This window comes from Cryobacterium inferilacus (assembly GCF_019599185.1).
Taxonomy (GTDB): Bacteria; Actinomycetota; Actinomycetes; order Actinomycetales; family Microbacteriaceae; genus Cryobacterium; species Cryobacterium inferilacus.
Genome location: NZ_JAIEUL010000014.1, coordinates 1 through 21,754, shown reverse-complemented (window position 1 = coordinate 21,754; position 21,754 = coordinate 1). Strand labels below are relative to the sequence as shown.

The 21,754-nt window shown below is 70.0% G+C and carries 20 protein-coding genes; 7 read left to right on the top strand and 13 right to left on the bottom strand.

All coding sequences use genetic code 11. The features are described 5' to 3' along the window. Window positions 1–5: 5 nt before the first annotated feature. Together mmsA and K2F54_RS12990 are read right to left on the bottom strand one after the other, a co-directional pair. Window positions 6–1,514, bottom strand: coding sequence for a multiple monosaccharide ABC transporter ATP-binding protein (gene mmsA / locus K2F54_RS12995; protein WP_220606297.1), 1,509 nt, complete (start codon window positions 1,512–1,514; stop codon window positions 6–8). A 121-nt stretch (window positions 1,515–1,635) separates the two neighbouring features. After that, window positions 1,636–2,766 carry a substrate-binding domain-containing protein gene (locus K2F54_RS12990; protein ID WP_220606296.1) on the bottom strand — a complete coding sequence of 377 codons (1,131 nt, stop codon included), beginning with the start codon at window positions 2,764–2,766 and terminating at the stop codon, window positions 1,636–1,638. 478 nt (window positions 2,767–3,244) lie between these two features. Between K2F54_RS12990 and xylA the strand changes: the two genes are divergently transcribed. Continuing rightward, entirely contained in the window at window positions 3,245–4,435 is a 1,191-nt protein-coding gene (gene xylA / locus K2F54_RS12985; RefSeq protein ID WP_220606295.1) for a xylose isomerase, read from the top strand. Window positions 4,436–4,954: 519 nt separating this feature from the next. Continuing rightward, window positions 4,955–5,842 (top strand): META domain-containing protein, encoded by an 888-nt coding sequence (locus K2F54_RS12980; RefSeq protein WP_220606294.1) that lies wholly within the window; start codon window positions 4,955–4,957, stop codon window positions 5,840–5,842. Between the two features lie 78 nt (window positions 5,843–5,920). Here K2F54_RS12980 and K2F54_RS12975 read toward each other — a convergent pair whose 3' ends face one another. From K2F54_RS12975 to K2F54_RS19450, 3 genes are all read right to left on the bottom strand, one after another. Continuing rightward, window positions 5,921–6,436: a hypothetical protein gene (locus K2F54_RS12975; protein ID WP_220606293.1), complete on the bottom strand. Its 516-nt coding sequence runs from the start codon at window positions 6,434–6,436 to the stop codon at window positions 5,921–5,923. Window positions 6,437–6,532: 96 nt separating this feature from the next. Then, complete coding sequence (locus tag K2F54_RS12970; protein WP_220606292.1) at window positions 6,533–7,081, bottom strand: MarR family winged helix-turn-helix transcriptional regulator; 549 nt, start codon at window positions 7,079–7,081, stop codon at window positions 6,533–6,535. A gap of 173 nt (window positions 7,082–7,254) precedes the next feature. Then, the gene (locus tag K2F54_RS19450; protein ID WP_220606291.1) at window positions 7,255–8,643 is read right to left on the bottom strand and encodes an ice-binding family protein; all 1,389 of its coding nucleotides are present in this window, start codon (window positions 8,641–8,643) and stop codon (window positions 7,255–7,257) included. Between the two features lie 530 nt (window positions 8,644–9,173). Between K2F54_RS19450 and xylB the strand changes: the two genes are divergently transcribed. Beyond that, complete coding sequence (gene xylB / locus K2F54_RS12960) at window positions 9,174–10,589, top strand: xylulokinase (protein ID WP_220606290.1); 1,416 nt, start codon at window positions 9,174–9,176, stop codon at window positions 10,587–10,589. Window positions 10,590–10,796: 207 nt separating this feature from the next. Here xylB and arfA read toward each other — a convergent pair whose 3' ends face one another. The 3 genes from arfA to K2F54_RS12945 form a co-directional block, all read right to left on the bottom strand. Beyond that, window positions 10,797–12,302 carry an arabinosylfuranosidase ArfA gene (gene arfA / locus K2F54_RS12955; RefSeq protein ID WP_220606289.1) on the bottom strand — a complete coding sequence of 502 codons (1,506 nt, stop codon included), beginning with the start codon at window positions 12,300–12,302 and terminating at the stop codon, window positions 10,797–10,799. A gap of 89 nt (window positions 12,303–12,391) precedes the next feature. Further along, on the bottom strand, window positions 12,392–13,423 hold the full coding sequence (locus tag K2F54_RS12950; RefSeq protein WP_220606288.1) for a LacI family DNA-binding transcriptional regulator: 1,032 nt from the start codon (window positions 13,421–13,423) through the stop codon (window positions 12,392–12,394). 324 nt (window positions 13,424–13,747) lie between these two features. Continuing rightward, complete coding sequence (locus K2F54_RS12945) at window positions 13,748–14,938, bottom strand: glycerate kinase (protein ID WP_220606287.1); 1,191 nt, start codon at window positions 14,936–14,938, stop codon at window positions 13,748–13,750. 142 nt (window positions 14,939–15,080) lie between these two features. On the opposite strand from K2F54_RS12945, the gene K2F54_RS12940 reads away from it, so the two are divergent. The 3 genes from K2F54_RS12940 (at window position 15,081) to K2F54_RS12930 (ending at window position 17,995) form a co-directional block, all read left to right on the top strand. Continuing rightward, complete coding sequence (locus K2F54_RS12940) at window positions 15,081–16,409, top strand: GNAT family N-acetyltransferase (protein WP_220606286.1); 1,329 nt, start codon at window positions 15,081–15,083, stop codon at window positions 16,407–16,409. 175 nt (window positions 16,410–16,584) lie between these two features. Continuing rightward, window positions 16,585–17,460 (top strand): DsbA family protein, encoded by an 876-nt coding sequence (locus tag K2F54_RS12935; RefSeq protein ID WP_220606285.1) that lies wholly within the window; start codon window positions 16,585–16,587, stop codon window positions 17,458–17,460. A 172-nt stretch (window positions 17,461–17,632) separates the two neighbouring features. After that, window positions 17,633–17,995 (top strand): CHY zinc finger protein, encoded by a 363-nt coding sequence (locus tag K2F54_RS12930; RefSeq protein WP_308287648.1) that lies wholly within the window; start codon window positions 17,633–17,635, stop codon window positions 17,993–17,995. 49 nt (window positions 17,996–18,044) lie between these two features. Here the strand turns inward: K2F54_RS12930 and K2F54_RS19445 are convergent, their stop codons facing one another. The 5 genes from K2F54_RS19445 to K2F54_RS12905 form a co-directional block, all read right to left on the bottom strand. After that, window positions 18,045–18,773 carry a M23 family metallopeptidase gene (locus K2F54_RS19445; RefSeq protein ID WP_220606283.1) on the bottom strand — a complete coding sequence of 243 codons (729 nt, stop codon included), beginning with the start codon at window positions 18,771–18,773 and terminating at the stop codon, window positions 18,045–18,047. Between the two features lie 385 nt (window positions 18,774–19,158). Next, window positions 19,159–19,518, bottom strand: coding sequence for an ArsR/SmtB family transcription factor (locus K2F54_RS12920; RefSeq protein ID WP_220606282.1), 360 nt, complete (start codon window positions 19,516–19,518; stop codon window positions 19,159–19,161). A gap of 106 nt (window positions 19,519–19,624) precedes the next feature. After that, window positions 19,625–20,038, bottom strand: coding sequence for an Hsp20/alpha crystallin family protein (locus K2F54_RS12915; RefSeq protein WP_220606281.1), 414 nt, complete (start codon window positions 20,036–20,038; stop codon window positions 19,625–19,627). An 85-nt stretch (window positions 20,039–20,123) separates the two neighbouring features. Next, window positions 20,124–20,480, bottom strand: a complete 357-nt coding sequence (locus K2F54_RS12910; RefSeq protein WP_220606280.1) for a GNAT family N-acetyltransferase — start codon at window positions 20,478–20,480, stop codon at window positions 20,124–20,126. Window positions 20,481–20,542: 62 nt separating this feature from the next. After that, window positions 20,543–21,097 carry a MarR family winged helix-turn-helix transcriptional regulator gene (locus K2F54_RS12905; RefSeq protein WP_220606279.1) on the bottom strand — a complete coding sequence of 185 codons (555 nt, stop codon included), beginning with the start codon at window positions 21,095–21,097 and terminating at the stop codon, window positions 20,543–20,545. 117 nt (window positions 21,098–21,214) lie between these two features. On the opposite strand from K2F54_RS12905, the gene K2F54_RS12900 reads away from it, so the two are divergent. Then, window positions 21,215–21,646: an organic hydroperoxide resistance protein gene (locus K2F54_RS12900; protein WP_220606278.1), complete on the top strand. Its 432-nt coding sequence runs from the start codon at window positions 21,215–21,217 to the stop codon at window positions 21,644–21,646. Window positions 21,647–21,754: the final 108 nt, after the last annotated feature.

Here is a 21,754-nt window from a genome sequence, read left to right as displayed (position 1 = left end):
CGCGCTCAGTCCTTTCCTGCGGTCATGTAGTGCATGAGTGTTTCCTGCGAGGCGTCGGCCTTGTCGACCTCACCGGTGAGTTTTCCTTCCGAGATCGCGTAGATGCGATCGCAGATGCCGATCAGTTCTGGCAGCTCGGAGGAGATCACGATGACCGCCTTGCCCTGGGCCGCGAGTTCGTTGATGATTCCGTAGATCTCGTACTTGGCGCCCACGTCGATGCCGCGGGTCGGTTCGTCCAGGATCAGCACGTCGGGGCCGGAGAAGATCCACTTCGACAGCACCACCTTCTGCTGGTTGCCGCCGGAGAGCTTGCCGGTGATCGAGGCGACCGAGGGCGCCTTGATGTTCATCTTCTGCCGGTAGGAATCGGCGACCTTGTATTCGCGGTGCTTGTCGATCACGCCGTACTTGGCGAGCTTGGCCAGGGCGGCGGCGGACACATTGACGGTGATGTCGCCGATCAGGTTCAGACCGTAGCGCTTGCGGTCCTCGGTGGCGTACGCGAAGCCGTGCTGGATGGCCTCCCCCACGGTGCGCATGTGGATCTCGGTGCCGTTCTTGTAGACCTGGCCGGAGATGTTGGTGCCGTAGGAGTGCCCGAACAGGCTCATCGCCAGCTCGGTGCGGCCGGCGCCCATCAGGCCCGCGAAGCCGACGATCTCGCCGGCCTTGACGGTGAAGGAGGCGCCGTCGACGACCTTGCGGGCCACGTCGACGGGGTGGTGCACGGTCCAGTTCTCCACCCGGAGCACCTCGGCGCCCACGGCGGGCTCCCTGGGCGGGAAGAGGTTGTTCAGGTCCCGGCCGACCATGGCGCGGATGATGTGGGCCTCCGTCGCGTCCGGACCTTTCATGTCGATGGTCTCGATGGTCTTGCCGTCGCGGATCACCGTGACGGTGTCGGCGATGCGTTTGATCTCTTTGAGCTTGTGGGAAATGATGATGCAGGTGATGCCCTGCGTGCGCAGGTGGTCGATCAGGCCCAGCAGATGGGTGGAGTCCTCATCGTTCAGGGCCGCGGTGGGCTCGTCGAGGATGAGCAGCTTGACCCGCTTGGAGAGCGCCTTGGCGATCTCCACGAGCTGCTGCTTGCCCACACCGAGCTCGAGGATCTTGGTGGCCGGGTTCTCGTTCAAACCCACCCTGGCCAGCAGCAGCGCCGCCTCCCGGTTGGTCTTGTTCCAGTCGATCACCCCGCGGGTGGCGTTCTCGTTGCCGAGGAAGATGTTCTCGGCGATCGACAGGTACGGGCTCAGGGCCAGTTCCTGGTGGATGATGACGATGCCGTCGTGCTCGCTGTCGTTGATGGTCTTGTAGGCCACCTCGTGATCTTCGAACTCGATGGTGCCGTCAAAACTGCCCACCGGGTAGACCCCGCTGAGCACCTTCATCAGGGTGGACTTGCCGGCCCCGTTCTCGCCGCAGATACCGTGCACCTGCCCCCGCGTGACCTCGAGGGACACGCCGTCGAGGGCCTTCACCCCGTTGAAGTCCTTCACGATGTTGTTCATCCTGAGGATGATCGAATGCTCCACTGCCGTCTCCTGTTTGCTGGTGGTCCGGCATCCGTCGTGCGGGTGCCGTCGAATGGGCCGGCTCGCCCTGGCTGGGCGAGCCGGCCGTATCGGCTGGTTAGAGACCGACGTCGGATGCCTGGATGAAGCCGGAGTCGATGAGCTTGGTCTGCACATCCGCTTCGACGACAACCTCGGGGTCGAGCAGGTACGACGGCACGACCTTCTCGCCGTTGTCGTAGGTCTCGGTGTCGTTGACGGTGACCTCGTCGCCGGCCACGATCTCCTGGATCATGGTGAAGACCTGCTCGCCGAGCGTGCGGGTGTCCTTCCAGACGGTCATGGCCTGCTCGCCAGCCAGGATCGCCTGGACGTTGGCCTTGTCGGCGTCCTGCCCGGTGATCAGCGGGTAGTCAGCACCCGGCGTGTAGCCGGCGGACTTGAGCGAGGCGATGATGCCGATGGCGAGGCTGTCGTTCGGGGAGAGCACCACGTCGACGGTGTCGGAGCCGGTGTAGAAGGACGACAGGCGGTTGTCCATCTCGGACTGCGCCTTGTCGCTGGCCCAGCCCTGGATGCCGATCGAGGCCCAGTCGTCGTTGGAGGCGGGCGACTGGCCGCTCGGAACGACGAGCACGCCGCTCTCGACGTAGGGCAGCAGCACGTCCCAGGCGCCGGAGAAGAAGAACTTGGCGTTGTTGTCGTCGGGGCTGCCGGCGAACGGTTCGAGGCTGATCGGACCGGTGGCGTTGGCCAGGTCGAGTTCGGTCTCGAGGAACTCGCCCTGCAGCTGGCCGACCTTGTAGTTGTCGAAGGTCGCGTAGTAGTCCACGTCTTCGGTGCCGTTGATCAGGCGGTCGTAGGCGATCACGGTGGCGTCCTGGGCCTTGGCCTCGGCGAGCACCGGTGCGAGCACCTGACCGTCGATGGCGGCGACCACGAGGATCTTGGATCCGCCGGCGACCTGGTTCTGGATCTGGCTGATCTGCTGGTCGGTCTTGTTGTCGGCGTACTGCAGGTCGACGGTGCAGTCGGCCTCTTCGAGCAGCGACTTGAGCTGCTCGCCGTCGTTGATCCACCGCTCGAGGGAACGGGTGGGCATCGAGATGCCCACGTTGCACTCGGTGGCGGTCGCGCCGGCGTCACCGCCACCGCCGTCGGTGCTTTCGCCGCCGGTCGCGCAGGATGCGAGCGACAGGGCGAAGATGCCGGTCGCCGCGAGGGCAAGGAATTTCTTAGTTCTGGACATTTTCGGAGCTTTCCTCTCTGAGAGCTGCCAGTCACCGCAGCCACCGCCGTGAGCGGGACTGCCAGAGGAAGAAAACCTGTCGACTCGCTCCCCCGACATTGGGGCGAGCGCGTGTCTGGGTTACTTCCTTGTAACGGGACATCGCTGTGATTGACCCACCGCACATTTGCGGCCTTTGTTGACGGAGAGAACTTATCTCGCCTCTGGCGGTTTTTGCTAGGGGCACGAGTGAAAATACCCCTGTTTAGGGGGTTCTGCCCGAATTTCCGGATACTCGCGAGGCGGAGACAGGGATCGTCGGTGAAACGATTCTCGGCGCGGCGACCCCGTCGCGGAGCGCCGGAGCACCCGGCCGAATATGTTGTGTCCGGCGTTATTCCAACGATGCACAGACTCCGGTGGGCAAAAACATCCGGCGCGTGTAATATGTTGGTAATTGCAACAAATCGCCAATGACGCTGAATCGGAGCCACCGAACATGACACTCACCCCCACCCCCGCCGACAAGTTCTCGTTCGGCCTCTGGACCATCGGTTACAACGGGGCCGACCCGTTCGGCGGTCCGACCCGCCCGCAGCTGGACACCGTCGAGGCCGTCACCCGCCTCGCCGAGCTCGGCGCATACGGCCTCACCTTCCACGATGACGACCTCTTCGCCTTCGGCTCCACGGATGCCGCCCGCCAGAAGGAAATCAACCGCCTCAAGCAGGTCCTCTCCGACACCGGCGTGATCGTGCCGATGGTCACCACGAACCTGTTCAGCGCCCCGGTCTTCAAGGACGGCGGCTTCACCTCGAACGACCGCGCCGTTCGCCGGTTCGCCCTGCGCAAGGTGATGCGCAACCTCGACCTCGCCGCTGAGCTCGGCGCCAAGACCTTCGTGATGTGGGGCGGCCGCGAGGGCGCAGAGTACGACGCGGCCAAGGACATCCGTGCCGCCCTCGACCGCTACCGCGAGGCCGTCAACCTGCTCGGCGACTACGTCACCGACAAGGGTTACGACATCCGTTTCGCCATCGAGCCCAAGCCCAACGAACCCCGCGGCGACATCCTGCTGCCCACCGTCGGCCACGCCATGGCGTTCATCACCACCCTCGAGCGCCCCGAGCTGGTCGGCGTCAACCCCGAGGTCGGCCACGAGCAGATGGCCGGGCTGAACTTCACCGCCGGCATCGCGCAGGCGCTGTACCAGGGCAAGCTGTTCCACATCGACCTCAACGGCCAGCGCGGCATCAAGTACGACCAGGACCTGGTCTTCGGCCACGGCGACCTGCAGAACGCGTTCTCGCTGGTGGACCTGCTCGAAAACGGCGGCCCGAACGGTGGACCGTCCTACGACGGCCCGCGTCACTTCGACTACAAGCCGAGCCGCACAGAGGACATCACCGGCGTCTGGGACTCCGCTGCCGCGAACATGCGCACATACCTGCTGCTCAAGGAGCGTGCCGCGGCCTTCCGCGCCGACCCCGAGGTGCAGGAGCAGCTCGCCGCGTCCCGCGTGCCCGAACTGTCGCAGACGACCCTGGCCGCCGGCGAGAGCTACGACGACTTCCTCGCCGACACCAGCGCCTACGAGGACTTCGCCCCCGAGGAGTACTTCGGCGGCAAGGGCTTCGGCTTCGTTCGCCTGCAGCAGCTGGCGCTCGAGCACCTGCTCGGCGCCCGCTAGCCCCCGGCCCGCTGCTCCGCGAGTACGTTCTCGCGGGTGCGGCATCGCCACTCGCACCATCCACCCCGGCCAGGGTCAACCTGGCCGGGGTTTTGCGTGCGCGCCCGGGCGCGCGGGTTGGGGGGTCGGAGCGCCGGGGTTCGGAGCGCCGGGGTTCGGGGTGGCGAGTTCGGGGCGCCGGGGTTCGGGGCGCCGGGGTTCGGGGCGCCGGGGTTCGGGGTGGCGGGGTTCGGGTGCGGGTGCGGGTGCGGCGCGATTGGTGCGGCATCCCCAGGATTTGCGCGGGTGTAGCGCCGCTTCGCGGGCGGCACACCACCAGCGCAACGGCGCCTGACCCGCGCACCGAGCTGCGCGGGCGCAGCGCCGCTCCGCGGGCAGGGCGCCGGACCGCGGGGCAGGTGCCAGCCGAGGCGGGCGCGAGGTTGCCCCCGCCGGGTGAACGGGGTCCTGACCCGGTGCCGGCGGCGCTGGTAGCCTGACCGGCAACGGGGCGCTCGCCCCGGCAGACGGGGGTGGCGCATGCGCAACGGAGTGGGTCGCAACAGAGCGGGTACGGCCCGGTTTCGACACCCGACACTGGCGCTGCTGTGCGCGGCGGCGCTGCTGCTGACGGGGTGCGCCAGCGACCCGGCCGGCTCGTCGCCGCCGGTCGGGCCGGGGTCCACGGCCGAGTCCACGTCGATCGGGCTGGTCAACGTCTGGCGGGTCTCCGGCGTCGCCGACGAAGAGCCGCACACCTGGCTGCGGTTCGACGCGCACGAGTTCCAGCTCTGGCGGGACTGCGGACCGATCTCGGGCTCGTGGCGGGCCACCGACACCCTGTTCCTCGCCTACGTCAACAGCGCCACCGATGAATGCGTCCCCGGCGCGTCCCTCCCCGAGCTGCCCTGGCTCGAATCCGTCACCGGCTATCGGCCCGCCGGTGACGGCTGGGACCTCACCGGCGCCGACGGCGCCGTGCTGGCCTCCCTCACCATCGACGGCACGCCAGACCCGATCCCCACCGTGATCGACTCCCTCACCGAACCCCCGCCGATCACGGCCGAGGTGCGCGCGGCCCTCGCCCGGCCGGCTGCGGCACCGGCAGATGCCACGCCGGCCACCGCCGAGGACCTGGCCGGGCGCTGGGTGCCGGTGGGCTTCGACGACTACACCGACCCGCACGCGCTCTTCGAAGCGGATGGCACCTGGAGCGGATCGGACGGCTGCAACGGCAACGCGGGCCGCTGGGTGGTCGATCCCAGCGGAACGATTCTGACCACCGGTGGCATGTCCACCGCGATGGGCTGCGCGGGTGAGCTGGTCCCGTCCTGGGTGATCGACGCCCGGGTAGCCGTGCTCGATGATGACCGGTTGCGCCTGCTCGATGCCGACGGCGCCGAGCTGGGGGTGCTCGAGCGCGGCTGAGCGCATCCGCCCCGATCTCGGCCGGGTGGCGGGGTGATTGGCCGACCGGGTCAGCGCACGCGGATTCGGTGCGAGGATTCAGTGCACCAGGATCTTGAGCAGAATCGCGAGCATGCCCAGCCCGGCCGTGGCCAGTGCCCCACCGACGCGCCAGTACCAGGCGATGCGGGGGCCGCCGAAGGCGATCCAGCCGACCACGGCGAGTAGGGCCACCTGCACCCACAGGGCCGTCCAGTAGGCCACCTCACCGTCGCCGACCCCGACGAGGCCAAGCAGCAGAAAGATCAGCGGCGGGATGCCGGCCAGCAGCAGTCCCCTGGAGTCCGCCACCGCGGCCCGCACCGAGCTGCGCACGCTGAGCACATCGGTGTCCCGTCGGCGGCGCTGGGCGGCGACGGTGTGCGCGAAGACCTCGGTGAGCCAGAAGATGATCAGGCTGAGCACGGTGATGGCGAAGACGTCGAGGATGCCACCGGACTCGTCGGCGACGGCGATCACCACGCTCACCAGCACGGCTCCGGAGACGAGTTCCGTGGTGATGAACCGGCGGCGCAACGTCGCGGTCGTCCAGGGCTTGCCGGTGTCGGCGTGCACGCGTCTCCCTCCCGCGCCGGCCGTCGGCGCCGTCGGGAAGATCTTCGCCCCGTCGCCCGGCCGAGGCTAGTGCTGGGGGCCGATGATGCGGGGTGCCTACGGTTCGGGGTGCCCGCGCTGCTCCAGTGACTTCGTCACCGCGGCGAGCAGGTTCACCACCCGTTCGGAGTCCCTGATCGTCAACCCGGACACGATCTGGCTGAGGTCGGAGCGGCTGTCGTCCAGGGCGTGGCTCACCGCGGAGGCGGCCTCCTCGCTGAGGTGCAGCAGCCTGCCCCTGCCGTCCTTGGGGTTGATCGTGCGGGTGAGATAGCCGCGGGCCACGAGGTGCGCCAGGATGACCGAGGTGGCACCGCTGGTCACGCCGAGGTTGCGGGTGACATCCAGCGCCCGCACGTCCCGACCGAGAGTCTCCAGGCGATAAATGTACTGCATGGCGCAGAGCTCGTTGGTGCGCAGGCCCAGGCGGTCCCGCAGTCGGGTTTGGTAAAGCGCCTCGGCGTTCTGCAGCAGGTAGAACGCGTCGACGACTCCGTTGGGCACGGCGGTGACGGTCGCGACGGCGGCGAGAGCGGCGACGACGGGCGCGGCGTCGGCATCCGGGTCACCGGGGCCGGCGGCAAGAGGGGGAACGGGGATGCTCATGGGGACCTTTCGAGTGGGTCCGCGAGCCTCCGACATGACCGGTGAACATCCGCAGGTACCCATCGAAGCACACTGCGCCTCACCGTGCCGCTGGTGTGGTCACGGTTCCGGGCTCAATCCTCCCCGCACCGGGCACGGTGGGCGCAGGCGGCCCACCGTGTGACGGCTGCGAACTACCCGCGTGCCTGGCGGCGACGGATGCCCACCAGAGTCACCGCGGCGGCTCCGGCCGCGAGGAGCAGGGCGGCCAGCCCGATCAGGGGGACGCTGTCCGTGCCGGTTTCGGCCAGTTCACCCGGGGCGGCACTGTCTCCGCCCGCACTGCCGGTACCGCCGCCACCGGTACCGCCGCCTCCGGCCGGAACGAGTGGGTTCGCGGGGGTCGTGGGCGTCGGGGTGGACACCGGGACCGCCGTGGGCGTTGCCGTGGGTGTGGCGGTCGGGGTCGCGGTGGGCGTGGCCGTTGGGGTGGCCGTGGGTGTCGGCGTGGCCGTGGGCGTCGGGGTCGCTGTGGGTGTCGGGGTCGCCGTGGGTGTCGGCGTCGGCGTGGGTGTCGGCGTCGGCGTGGGTGTCGGCGTCGGCGTGGCCGTCGGGGTCGCGGTCGGTGTTGGCGTGGGCGTCGGCGTCACCGCGCGGGGCGCCGTGGGCACCGAGTAGTCGGCCGTGTCATCCGGTGCGGTGCCGTTGCCCGCCGAGACGGTGAAGTCGCTGGTGCCCGGGGTGGCGGGGGTACCGGAGATGACGCCGGTGGTCTCGTCCAGGGTCAGTCCGGCGGGCAGGGTGCCCGCGCTCACGGTGAAGGCGGGCCGGGGGGTGCCGGACGCGGTCACGGTGTGCGAGTACGGGGTGCCGACGGTTGCGGCCGGCGGGGCACCAGAGGTGATGGTCGGGGCGATGGTTCCCGACGGGGTGCCGGGGGCGGCGCATCCGGTTGGGGCGGTGACGACGTTGGTGTCGAGCGTCACCGCGGCCGTGCGGGCCAGGAGCCGGCCGGCGACGGTGGCGCCGGTGGTGGCGGTGATCGACGCCTGCGCCAGCACGGTGCCCTGGAACGCGGCGGTGGTGCCGATCGTGGCGGAGCTGCCGACCTGCCAGAACACATTGCACGAGGACGCACCGCCGGTGATGGTGATGGTGGACGCCGACCCGATGGTGAGGGTGGAGGCGGCCTGGAAGACCCAGACAGAGGACGCGCTGCCGGCCAGGGTCAGCTCGCCGTTGTTGGCGAGGTTGAGCGCGCCGCCGCTGTACACGCCGGGGCTGAGCGACAGCCCGTTCAGCTGGCCGATGCCGGTCTGGGTGGGCTCGAGCGCGGCGGCCACGTTGTACGCGGTGGTGGTGTCGCGCTGCGCTCGGCCGGCGGCGGCATCCGTCTGGTGCACCGTGCCGGTGACCGTGCCGTTGGGCGCGGCGCCGAACCCGGTGATCGAGGTGCCGGGAGACAGGCCGAGGTCACCGTTGACGACGGTGGGGCCGGTGTTGGTCACGGTGCTGGCGCCGAGCACGCCGTAGCTGGCGGCGGTGCCGAGGTTGATCGGACCGTCGGTGGTGACGGCGGCCATGGCCGACGAGGTCGCACCGACGACCAGCGCCGCGGTCAGGCCGAGTCCGGCGGTCAGGCGGAACAGAGAGCGGTGGGGGAACTGCGAACCATCGTGGTGCCTGCCTGCGATCGAGGGGCACTGATGGTGCGTTGACGACGCCCGCGACCCCCGGTACGTCAAGTTACCCCATAACGGGGGCAAAAGGCACTAACTAGATCAGAAATTCAACCAGAATCAACACACCCGCTCCCACACGCGTGCCCGCGACGCACCTTCTGCGGCATCGGGTGGAGAGTCGGCCGGGCGGCATCCGTCACCGTTTGATCCAGCGCCGCCAAGCGAATATGTTTAGTCCCAGAACATTTTATGTGTGAACCACCCTGGGCGACGTCGGCGAGGAAGCCCTCCCACCCGGGATGGTGGCATAACTCCTGCAATTCTCGGTACGGGATGCCAGCAGCCCCGGAATTCCGGGGTCGGCATCCGGCTCGGACAGAAATTGCAGGAGTTATGCCCACCCACCGCGGTTTTCGAGCTTGGAGCAGGTCATGACATTGGTTGCCGGAGTCGACTCGTCGACACAGAGTTGCAAGGTCGTTGTGCGGGATGCCGACACGGGCGCGCTGGTGCGCACCGGCAAGGCGAGCCACCCGGTGGGCACCGAGGTCGATCCCGCCGCCTGGTGGGATGCCCTCCTGGCCGCGATCCAGGCCGCCGGCGGTCTCGACGACGTCGCCGCCGTGTCCGTGGCCGCGCAGCAGCACGGCATGGTGGTGCTCGATGAGCACGGCCGCGTCATTCGCCCGGCGCTGCTCTGGAACGACACCCGCAGCGCGCAGGCCGCCGCCGACCTGATCGTGGAGGTCGGCGCGGCCGAGTACGCCCGCCGCACCGGCGTCGTGCCGGTGGCCTCGTTCACGGTGACCAAGCTGCGCTGGCTGCGGGATGCCGAACCGGCCAACGCGGCCAGGGTCGCCGCGGTCGCCCTGCCGCACGACTGGCTCAGCTGGCGGCTGCGTGGCTACGGCCCGGTCGGCGAGAGCGAGCTCGGCCCGGTGCTCACCGAACTCACCACCGACCGTTCGGATGCCAGTGGCACCGGCTACTTCTCGGCCGCGACCGGCGACTACGACCGTGAGCTGCTCGTGCTCGGGCTCGGCCACGACGCGCAGCTGCCCCGCGTGCTCGGCCCCGGCGACACCGCCGGCACCACGGTGGCGCTGCCCGGCGTGCCCGCCGGCCTGCTGGTGGGCGTCGGCGCCGGCGACAACGCCGGGGCTGCCCTCGGCCTGGGCGCCGCGGCCGGCGACCTGGTCGTGTCGATCGGCACCAGCGGCACGGTCTTCGCCGTCACCGAGGTTCCCAGCGAGGATGCCTCAGGCACCGTCGCCGGGTTCGCCGATGCCAGCGGGCTGCACCTGCCGCTGATCGCCACCCTCAACGCTGCCCGGATCCTCGACTCCATCGCCGGCCTGCTCGGGGTGGGCCACGATGAGCTCGGCCGGCTCGCTCTCGAGGCCGAGCCCGGCGCAGCCGGCCTGGTCTTGCAGCCCTACTTCGAGGGCGAGCGCACCCCGAACCTGCCCGACGCCACCGCGTCGCTGTTCGGGCTCACCCTCGGCTCGACCACCCGGCCGAACCTGGCCAGGGCCGCCATCGAGGGCCTGCTCTGCGGCCTCGCCGACGGCATGGACGCCGTGCGCGCGCAGGGCGTCACCGTCGAGCGCATCCTGTTGATCGGCGGCGCCGCGCAGAACCCGGCCGTGCAGTTCATCGCGGCGCAGGTCTTCGATGCGCAAGTGGCCGTGCCGGAGCCGGGCGAGTACGTGGCCGACGGCGGCGCCGCCCAGGCCGCGTGGGCGCTCACCGGCTCCCGCCCGGCCTGGACGGTGACCCTCGCGGCGCATCCGGCGCCCGACCACCGCCCGGTGATCCGCGCGCAGTACGCGGCCCACCGCGCCTGACCGGGTCCGGTGCGCGCCCCGCGTGGCGCGCGCCGGTCTCGCGGTGCACCCGCACAGCTCGCGAATGCGGCGTAACGGTCACCTCACGCCACCCGAAGCGACCACACCACCGCTCTCGCGGATGCACCAGCTCGCGAAAGCGGGGTAGCGGTCACCTGACGCCATCCAAAGCGACCACGCCACCGCTTTCGCGAGATACCGTTCGTCCTAGCCGAGCGCGAGCGCCGACCAGGAGACGGGCGGCAGCGTGACGGTGAGCGTGCCGTCGGCCAGCACGGAACCCTCCAGCTGCAACAGACCCACCCGGTTCTGGTCGGCCAGCGTGTTCTTGGCGTACGGGTCGGCGTCGTGCAGCGAGACGGCCTCGGTGATGACGGATGCGTCCAACCCGGACACGTCGATCGACACCTCGATCGACTCGGTCTGGCTGCGGTTCACCAGGAACACCGCGGAGGTGCCGGTCTCGGTATCCACTGTGACCACGGAGTCGACCAGTGGGGCCGCACCGTACAGCGCGGTGTCGTAGCTGCCCACGTCGATCCGCGGCTTGAGCACCTCGCCGCGGGCCAGCCGCGAGGTCACCGAGAACGGGAAGAACGTGGTCTGGCGCCAGGAGTCGCCGCCCGGCTCGGTCATGATGGGCGCGATCACGTTCACCAGCTGCGCGAGCGAAGCGCTGGTCACCCGGTCGTGGTTCTGCAACAGGGTGATCAGCAGATTGCCCAGCACCACGGCATCCGCCACCGAGTACACGTCCTCGAGCTGACGCGGCGCGATGCGCCACTCATCATTGACCTCTTCCGAGGCCTGGTGCTCGTCGAGGTACCAAATGTTCCACTCGTCGAAGGAGAGCTGAATGGTCTTCTGGCTGCGCAGCTTGTGCTTGACGTGGTCGGCCGTGGCGACGACCGTGTCGATGAAATAGGTCATCTCCAGCGACGACGCCAGGTAGGAGCCCAAGTCGCCCTTGCGCTCCTGGTAATAGGCGTGGCACGAGATGTACTCGACGTGGTCGTAGCTCTTCTCCAGCACCACCCGTTCCCAGTCGCCGAAGGTGGGCATGTTCGACCCCGACGAGCCGCAGACCACCAGCTCGAGGGTCCGATCCGCGGTCTTCATGGCCGCGGCGGTGCGCGCGGCGATGGTGCCGTACTCCTCCGCCGTCATGTAGCCGATCTGCCAAGGGCCGTCCATCTCATTGCCCAGGCACCACATGCGGATGTCGTACGGTTCCGCGCGCCCGTTGGCCACCCGCTGGTCGGCCAGTGCCGTTCCGGCCTCGCCGTTGGCGTACTCGAGCAGGTCCAGCGCCGCTTCAATGCCCCGGGTGCCCAGGTTGACCGCCATCATGAGCTCGGAGCCGGTGAGTTCGCACCAGCGGGCGAACTCGTGCAGGCCGACCTGGTTGGTCTCCAGGGAGTGCCAGGCCAGGTCGCGGCGCACCGGACGCGCCGCGCGCGGTCCAACGCCGTCTTCCCAGCGGTAGCTGGAGACGAAGTTGCCGCCGGGGTAGCGGATGGTGGTGGTGCCGAGTTCCTTCACCAGCTCCACCACATCGAGGCGGAAACCGTCGTCGTTGGCGGCGGGGTGCCCTGGTTCGTAGATGCCGTCGTAGACCGAACGGCCCAGGTGTTCCACGAAGGATCCGAAGATGCGCCGGTTGAGCGTGGCGACCACGCTGCTGCGGTCGATGCTGATGCGTGCGGTGGTCATGCGGGGACTCGACTCTCAGAAAATACAACGTTGTAAATGGTGAACCCATTGTGTCGGGCGGCGACCGGGGACGTCAACCCCTGGTCGGTTCAGGCCGCCGGGTCTGGCCCGCGTTCACCCGCAGTTGACTCCCGCTGGAGAACGGTGAAGTCGGCGAAATGCACCGCACCCGGCTCGCTCCGCCCCGCGATCCGCTCCACCAACAGCCGCACCGCGGTGTCGGCGATCTGCTCCCGGCCCGCATCGATGGTGCTGAGCGTCGGCAGCGAAAATCGAGTCTCGTCGAGGGCATCAAAGCCGATCACAGCCACATCCTCGGGCACGCGCAGGCCCGCCGCCTGAATTTCCCGCATAGCGCCGAGCGCCAGGGTATCGCTGAAGCCGAACACGCCGTCACATCGCACGCCGGTCGCGAGCATGGCCCGCATGGCCTCGGCGCCGTCCACCCGGTGCCACTGTTCAGCCACGCCCACCAGCTCGGGATCGAACGGAAGCTCGGCCTCGGCGAGGGCCTCCCGGTAGCCCTGCAGGCGCAGCGCCGCCGAGCCGACCGCTTCGTCCGCGCGCGCTCCGATGACGGCGATCCGCCGGCATCCGCGGTCGATCAGGAGCCGGGTGGCCGCCCGGGCCGCCGCCACGTTCTGCATGGTCACGTGATCGGCCGGCCCGCCGAAGACCCGCTCACCGAGAACGACCAGCGGGTACGGCACCGCGAGCAGTTGGGCATCGTCGCTGGTCATGCCCAGCGGGCTAAAGATGAGCCCGTCCGTCATCTGCAGCCGGGCGCTGGAGAGCATCGCGATCTCGCGATCCCGGTCGCCGCCGCCGGTCTGCTCCACGAGCACCACCAGGTTGGCGCGCTCCGCCGCCCGGATCACCGCGTCCGCGAGCTCGCCGAAATAGCTCAGGCTGAGCTCGGGCAGGGCCAACCCGATCACACCGGTGCGGCCGGAGCGCAGGCTGCGGGCGGTGATGTTGGGTTTGTAGCCGAGCTCGTCGATGGCCGCGCGCACTCGGCTGCGAGTCGCTGGGCGGATGTGCTCGAAGTCGTGCACCACATTGGACACGGTCTTGATCGACACCCCGGCGAGCGCCGCCACATCGCGCAGTGTTGCTGCCATTTCGCTCCCTGGGTGGTCGGTGTCGCGCCGAGCGGATGCGTCCGGCCGCGATCGCGACCGTCACCACCGCCCCGGCAACTACCGGTTCGCCTCCGAACATACAGCGTGAGTTACAACGTTGCAGCCGTGGCGACCGCCGCGGGCAGACTCGCGGCACGTGTTAGCGCTCGCGGCACGCGTAAGTGCTCACGGCCCGTGTTCGAACTCGTGCCGCCGGGAACAACCCGGGCCGCGAGCACAATCCTGCGCCGCGAGCTGCGCCGCGAGCCCGACGCCAAGCCGCGCGAGGGCCACCAACCGCGCCACGGACGAATGCGCGCCGGCTCAGGCCCCGCGCGCCAACCGTGCCCCCGCGACCTCCAGCCAGACCAACGGGTCGGCCATCGCGGCAGCACTGCCGCCGGCCAGGTCGGTGAGCGACACGGCGTGCGCGAACCGGCCGGGGTCGGCGGCGAGCGCGGTGGCGTCGATCGCGCCGGCCACAAGCAGGGCGCGGGCGCCGGCATCCGCTGCCAGACCGGCCAGGTACGACGGCACCTTGCCGGCCGCCGACTGGGCGTCGAACCGGCCCTCGCCGGTGATCACGACGGATGCACCGGCGACACCGGCCGGCACCCCCAGCGCCTCCCCCACGGCGGCCGAGCCCGCGGCGAGGCGGGCGCCCCAGGCCAGCAGCCCGAACGCGGCGCCCCCGGCAGCCCCGGCCCCCGGCGTGGCCGGATCGACACCGGGCGCCCCGGCCGACGCGAACCCGGCCGACCCGAGTCCAGCCGACCCGGCAACTCCGGCACCCCCGGCACCTCTAACCGACCCGAGCAACCCCGCCCACCGAGCCAGCCCCGCCTCCAGCACAGCGACCTGCCCGGCATCCGCGCCCTTCTGCGGCCCGAACACGGCCGCCGCGCCGGCCGCGCCCAGCAGCGGGTTGGTCACGTCGCTGAGAACAAGCGCGCCGCCTGGCGGCAGTGCCGGCAGGCCGGCGAGGTCGACCGCGGCCACCTCGGCCAGGCCCCGGCCGCCCGGCGGCAGAGGCCGGCCCGCGTCATCGAGCAGCACCGCGCCCAGGGCGGTCAGGGCTCCGGCCCCGCCATCGGTCGAGGCACTGCCGCCGAGCGCGAGGTAGAGCCGGTCAACACCGTGCCGCAGCGCATCCGCAATGGCCTCGCCGAAGCCGACGGTGTGGGCGTCAAGTGGTCGAAGCTCGGCCAGCAGAGTGATCCCGCTCGTGCAGGCCAACTCCACCACTCCGGTGCCGTCTGGCAGCAGCAGCCAGTGCGACCGCACCGCGCGATCGTCCGGGCCGACCACCAGCACGGGCATCCGTCTCGCCCCTGGCACTGCGAGTTCGAACGCGTCCAGGGTGCCCTCGCCGCCATCGGCCATGGGCAGCAGCACCAGCTCGTCGGCCGGTCGCACCGAGGCCCAGCCGGCGGCCAACGCCCTGGCCACCTCGGTGGCCGTTGCTGTGCCCTTGAACGAGTCCGGGGCGATCACCACGCGGTCAGTACTCGTCATCCGGTCACCTTCGTCCTGCCGGTCCGCGCCACCGCAGCGAGCCACAACCCCCGATCACGGGGAAGATGCTCACCAGCCTGACCGGCCAGAGCCGGCACTGTCAACCCGCGGCCCCCGGCACCGCCGTGACTAGGCTGAACGCGTGACTTCCTACACCTCCGCACCCGTCGACCCGGAATCCGCCGCCGCCCTGACCGAGCGTGGCCTCAGGCTCGCGGTGCTCGACGCCACCGACGAGGCCGGCCTCAAGCGCTGGCTGCTGGCGGATGCGCGCGGGTTCCACGAGGTGACCCCCACCGAGGGCACCCTCGAGGTACAGGTCGAGGACATCGCCACCGACCGGGTCACCGGGGTGTGGGACGCGTCGCAGGCCGACCCGGAGACCCCCGTCGCCACCGTGCGCTCGTGGCAGATGGGCCTCACCGTTCCCGGCGGCGCCGCCCTGGACAGCTGGGCGATCAGCTCGGTCACCGTCTCCCCCACCCACCGCCGCCAGGGCATCGCCCGCGCCATGCTCACCGCCGAACTCCGCACCGCCGTGCAGCTGGGCCTGCCGCTGGCCATGCTCACCGTCTCGGAGGCCACCATCTACGGCCGCTACGGTTTCGGCCCCTCCGCCCGGCAGGCCGCGTACCTGGTCGACACGTCGCGGGCCCGCTGGATCGGCCCGACCCCGACCGGGCGGGTGCAGTTCGTCAGTGCCGAGTCGCTCCTGGCCGACGGCCCCGCGGTCTTCGAGCGCACCCGCGAGCGCTCCCCGGGCGAGGTCGACCGCCGCGAGATCTGGTGGAAGCGCGCCCTCGGCCTGCTGCCGAACGAGCCTGAGGCGCACAAGCGCGGCATCCGTGCGGTGCGCTACGACGACGCCGACGGCGCCATCGCCGGCTTCGCCCTCTACGAGATCGCCCTGCAGGGAGTGAGCCAGCCCGGCCGGCTCAAGCTGGTCGACCTGGTCGCCGCCACCGACGACGCCTACGCCGCGCTCTGGCGCTTCGTGATCGAGATGGACATGGTCTCCGAGATCGAGGCGCCGCTGCGCAGCGTCTCCGAACCGGTTGCCTGGCAGGTCTCCGACCACCGCGCCGTGCGCAAGACCGGCGAGCGCGACCACCTCTGGCTGCGCATCCTCGACGTTCCGGCGGCCCTCAGCGCCCGCCGCTACAGCACCGCAGGCGACTACCTGCTCGACGTCTCCGACGACCTCGGTTTCGCCCAGGGCCGGTTCCTGCTCACGGTGGCCGCCGACGGCACCGCCAGGGTGCGCCCGCACGGCGACGCCGACACGACCCCTGCCGGCACGGTCGAGGTGGCCCTCTCGGCCGCCGACCTGGCGTCGCTGTACCTCGGCGGCACGAGCGCCGTCGACCTCGCCCGCGCCGGTCGCATCATCGAGAGAACGACGGATGCCGCCGTCCGGCTGGACACGGCCCTGCATTCCGCCTACGCCCCGCACCTCAGCACCTGGTTCTAGCCCGACGGTCTGGGTCGAACGTCCCTGCCGGGGTGCGTCGCATCCGGTCTAGGCTCGTTCTGGGCCCGCCGACGCACCCCTCCCAGCGCGCTCACAGCACCCCCCGACCGGCCTCATAGTTTCGGTCGATAGTGTGGGGAGCGAATCTGTCCCGACGAAACGGCAAACGCAGTCCATGAACGCACAATCCCCCGGCCAGCCGCTCCCCCCGAAAAAGGACCGCCGCGATGTGGCCCGCGAGACCGCCCGCATCCAGCGGGAGCAGCAGAAGAAGCGCGACACCCGCAACCGCTGGCTCCTCCGCGGTGGCATCGGCGTCGGCCTGATCGCGATCGCCGCCATCGTGGCCGTGCTCGTGGTCGGCAGCATCAAGCCGCCCACGCCTGGCCCGCAGAACATGGCCAGCGACGGCATCCTCTTCGAGGGCGACGGCAGCACCATCAGCGCCGTGTCCACCCCGGCCACCGCCGCGGACGCCGAGCCCGTCCCCACCGATCTGAGTGAGTTCTCCGACACCGTCAACATCGCGGTCTACCTCGACTACCTCTGCCCGTACTGCAACATCTTCGAGACCACCAACGCCGACCAGATCAACAATTGGGTCAGCGCCGGCACCGCCACTCTCGAGGTGCACCCCATCTCCATCCTCGACAACGCGTCGAACGGCACCAAGTACTCCACCCGGTCGGCCAACGCGGCCTCCTGCGTCGCCAACTACTCGCCGGACAGCTTCCTCGACGTGAGCGCCGCCCTGATGGCCAACCAGCCCACCGAGGGCACCAGCGGGCTCACCAACGCCGAGCTGGTCAGCGTCGTCGAGACCGCCGGCGTGACGGATGCCTCCGTCGCCACCTGCATCACCGACGAGGAGTTCAGCTCCTGGGTGGGCGATGCCACCGACCGTGCCCTCGACAACCCGCTGCCGAACTCCTCGCTGGACAAGCTCACCGGCACCCCCACGGTGATCGTGAACGGCGTGCAGTACACCGGCGCCCTCGAAGACGCCGCGGCCTTCGAGACCTTCGTCATGGAGCAGGCCTCCGCCGAGTAGTACCCGCGCGCACCCGCCTCGACGCACCCGCCTCGACTACTGTGGCCGGTGCGGACAAATGGTCCCGGCACACCGGGCGCAGATGTCCGCACCGGCCACAGTTATCTGCGGATGCGTATCTGCGGATGCGCCCGGCCGACACCGACCGGCGAAACCCGAGGAAGGCGACGACGTGACCAGCAGCAGAGCGGCCAACGAGCCAGCCGCCGTTCGCGTGCACGGGGCCGTCATCGACGACAACACCCGGTGCGTGCACTACAACGGGCCCACCGACATCATCGCGATCAGGTTCCGCTGCTGCGACCGGTTCTACCCGTGTTTCCAGTGCCACGCCGAGGCCGAAACGCATCCGGCCACGCGCTGGGCACCCACCGAGTGGGCCGAACGGGCAATTCTCTGCGGCGCCTGCGGGCACACCCTGTCCATCGATGAGTACCGGGGCGTGTCTGGCTGCCCGGCCTGCGGGTCGGCGTTCAACGATGGCTGCCGCCTGCACGCCCACCTGTACTTCGAGGTCGCGCCACTGGCCGACTGACCAGGCCGGGCCACGCGGGGCCAAGCCAGCCAGGCCGGCGGGGACCGGACTACATCGGTCCGGCGTGCTCGGTGAGCCAGGCGTATGGGTCGAGGGCGGTGGAACCGCTGTAGATCTCCAGGTGTAGGTGCGGTCCGGTGCTCTGGCCGGTGCTGCCGACGTTGCCGACCAGCTGGCCCGCCGTGACGGACTGGCCCTCGCTGACGGCTGCCGAGCCGGAGAGCATGTGCCCATAGGTGCTGGTGACCCGCTGACCGTTGACCACGTGGTCGATCATCACGTGCACGCCGAGCCCGCCGTTGTCGGAGGCGGTGACCGAACTCACGATGCCGTCGGCGATCGAGCCGATCGGGGCGCCGACACCGGGGTTGAGGTCGAGACCGTCGTGGAAGGAGGAGCAGCCGGAGCAGGGAGCGGACCGCGGGCCGAACCCGTCGGACATCCGGGTGGCGCCGGCGAACGGCCAGCGCACGGCGGCTCCGGCAGGGGCGGCCGGTGCGGCCTCCACACCGGCGGCGACCGCGGCGGTGGCGGCGGGCGCGACGACAGGTGGCGGCGGCGGGGGCGGCGGGATCTCCTTGCCCGTGAAGGTATCGACCTGCACGGCGACGGGCGCCTGCGCCGTCACGGTGATGCTCTGCACCGGACCGGCGGCGAGCCGGGCCGCCGCGGCATCGGCCGCCCGATCGGCCACGACGGGGATGGCCACGCCCGGGTCGAGGTGGGCAGCATGCGCGGGCAGCGCACCCACCGTGGTGAGGGCTGCGACGAGAGACATGGCCGTCACGGCAGCCGCCTGGCGGCGGCGCGGATGGCTGCGGCGAAGGGTCGGCGGGGCCACGAACCCCGTACGCCTAGCCCCGCGCATGGGCCGCCCGGCTGAAGCGCGTGTCGCGCGGGTGGATGGTGTGAAACGGCATGGGGAACTCTCTGGTCGAGTCAGGATCAGGACGAAGGATCCACGTGACCTCGGCAGAGGTCCACTCGCCGGCGAGCGCTAGAACGCGCGCCGGTGTAGGGCGGGAGCGGCGGAACCGGACCGGTTCCGTCGAAGGGAATCCAGCGCCACGGGGGCGTCATCGGCCCGGGCGCAGGAAAGTGACGTTACATCAGCTATCTGGGTATCCCGTGTGCGTCCATACATATGCACGCATCGAGCAGGGTCAGACCGTGGCCACCGAGTGCGCCAGGGCATCGAGCGCGCCGGGAACCAGCCGGTAGTACGCCCAGGTGCCGCGTTTTTCGCGCGAGAGGATGCCGGCATCCACCAGCACCTTGAGGTGGTGCGACACCGTGGGCTGGCTGAGCCCGAGCGGTTCGGTGAGGTCGCAGACACAGGCCTCGTCGTCGTCGTGCGCTGCGACCATCGAGATCAGGCGCAGGCGGGCCGGGTCGGCCACGGCCTTGAGCGTGCGGGCGAGCTTCTCCGCACCCTCGGCGGCGAGCGCCTGGCGCACCGGCGGCGCACAGCATTCCGCCGCCTGGGCATCCGCGGGGGCCTGAAGAATGTCCACTGTCGCCATCCCTCCATCCTGCCATGCGGATCGACGTTCATCGATCCCTCCCGCGGAAGCGCCGCCGCCAGACCCGGTGATCGCCCGATCGTCGTGGGCCCTCGGGGAACACGCGTCAGCCGCGCGTGACCGGGATCTTCGCCGTGGTCTCCGGCCGCTCGATCACGGGCACCCGCACCTCGAGCACGCCGTCGCGGTAGCTCGCCGTGACGTCGGCATCCTTACTGCCGCTGGGCAGCGGGATGTCCCTGGCGAACGAGCCGTAGCGGAACTCGGTGCGGTAGCCGCCCTTCTCCTTGTGCTCGGTGCGTTCCTGACGTTCGGCCTGAATGTGCAGCACCCCGTCTGACACCGAGATGTCCACGTCCTGGTCCGGGTCGATGCCGGGCAGCTCGGCCTTCACCACCAGGGTGCTGCCGTCCTGATACTCCTCCACCCGCAGCGCGGGGGAATCCCAATCACCCTCGAAGAACCGCCGGACCGAGTCGGGCAGTTCGAATCGGTCGCGGCGTGAAACGGCTCCAGCCATGATGCATCTCCTTGTGAGTCGGCCTGCTTTTCGCTGCACACAGTACCCCCGCGGGCCGGTGAACGGCACCGGTGCGCGGCTCGGGTCAGAGCATCTTGGCGGCGCGCAGATCGGCCTTCAGCCGCGGCGTCACCGGGTCGACGAGATCGTCGTACTCGCGGTCGCCGCGCAGGTACGACGCCGTGAACGGGCAGATCGCCACGACCCGCAGCCGCCGGGCCCGCACGTCGGCCAGCGCCCCGGCCACGAGCACAGACGCCAGACCCTTGCCGGCCTGATCGGCGTCGATCTCGGTGTGCACGAACACCCGCTGCTGGCCGTGGTCGACATAGGTCGTGAAGCCGACCCGCACGCCACCCTGCAGCAACACGTACCGGCGTTCGGCCTCCACCAGGGCCACGGAGCGGGTCTCGTCTGGGGTGTCACCGGGTGCGGTACTCATCTCCCCAGTGTGCCCACCGTGCCACAGGATGCAACCCCGTCGCGGACCGGCTCTGATGGGCGTTACTCGGGTGCGGACCCGGCCGGCTCGGCCGGAACATCCGCCCCTGCGGCGACCTCGCCGGTGCGCCGCCCGCGCCGGAACGTCGACCGCTTGGGCTGGTCCTTGAGTTGGCGGCGCACGTCGTCGAGGATCTCGGTGACCGTCATCAGGTCGGTGTGGCTCAAGCGGTCGAAGAGCATCTCGCGCACCAGGGTGACGTAGCCGGGGATGCCCGCCCGCAGCAGGTCGAGGCCGGCCGGGGTGACCTGGGCGATCACCGAGCGGTCGTCGTCGGGGGCGGGCCCGCGCATCACCAGTCCCTTTTTCTCGAGCTGGCCCACCTGGTAGGTCAGCCCGCTGCGCGAGACCGTGAGCGCGTCGGCGATGTCGGTCATCCGGCGGCCGTCTGTGCCGGCCTCGCCGATGCGCAACAGGATCTCGAACTGCGCCAGGGTGAGCCCCACGCTGTCGCGCAGATTGCGGTCTGCCGCGTACTGCACGATGTTCGACGTCTCGAACAGAGCCGCCCAGGCACGCATCTCATCGGCCGAAATGGCTGGTTCGGGAATTCCCATGGGCGGTCCTCACGTTACCGGGTGTATAGAGTTGTTTCGAATACGAAGCACTTTAGCGATGTGCTCGGTTCGAGCACTGAGTCCAGTGTCCTCCGCTCTACCCGAAAGAAGACAATCATGACCAACGCCATGTACACCGCATCCGCCACTTCCTGGGGCGGACGCACCGGCAAGGTCGTCACCAGCGACAACAAACTCCAGCTCGACCTGTCCATCCCCAAGGACATGGGCGGCGACGACGGCCCTGGCACCAACCCAGAGCAGCTCTTCGCCAGCGGCTGGGCTGCCTGCTTCCACAACGCCCTCAAGGCCACCGCCCGCCAGAACAAGATCGACGTCTCCGAGTCCGCCGTCACCCTCACCGTGAACCTGGTGGGCAGCATGGCCGCCGGCCTGGACTTCGAGGTCACCATCGAGGCGCAGATCCCCGGCGCCGACCCGGCCACCGCTCAGGCAGCCATGGAGGCCGCGCACGCGGTCTGCCCGTATTCCCGCGCCACCCGCGGCAACATCGCGGTCACGCTCTCCGTCATCACCGACGAGGACTAACCCGCGCGAGTCCCCCGCAACTGTTCCCCGTCCCTCTGCGTCAGGCTGCTTGTGAGTCAGTTCACGATCAGTAGGAGGCAGAGTGATGTCGATAACCCCAGGCTTCAC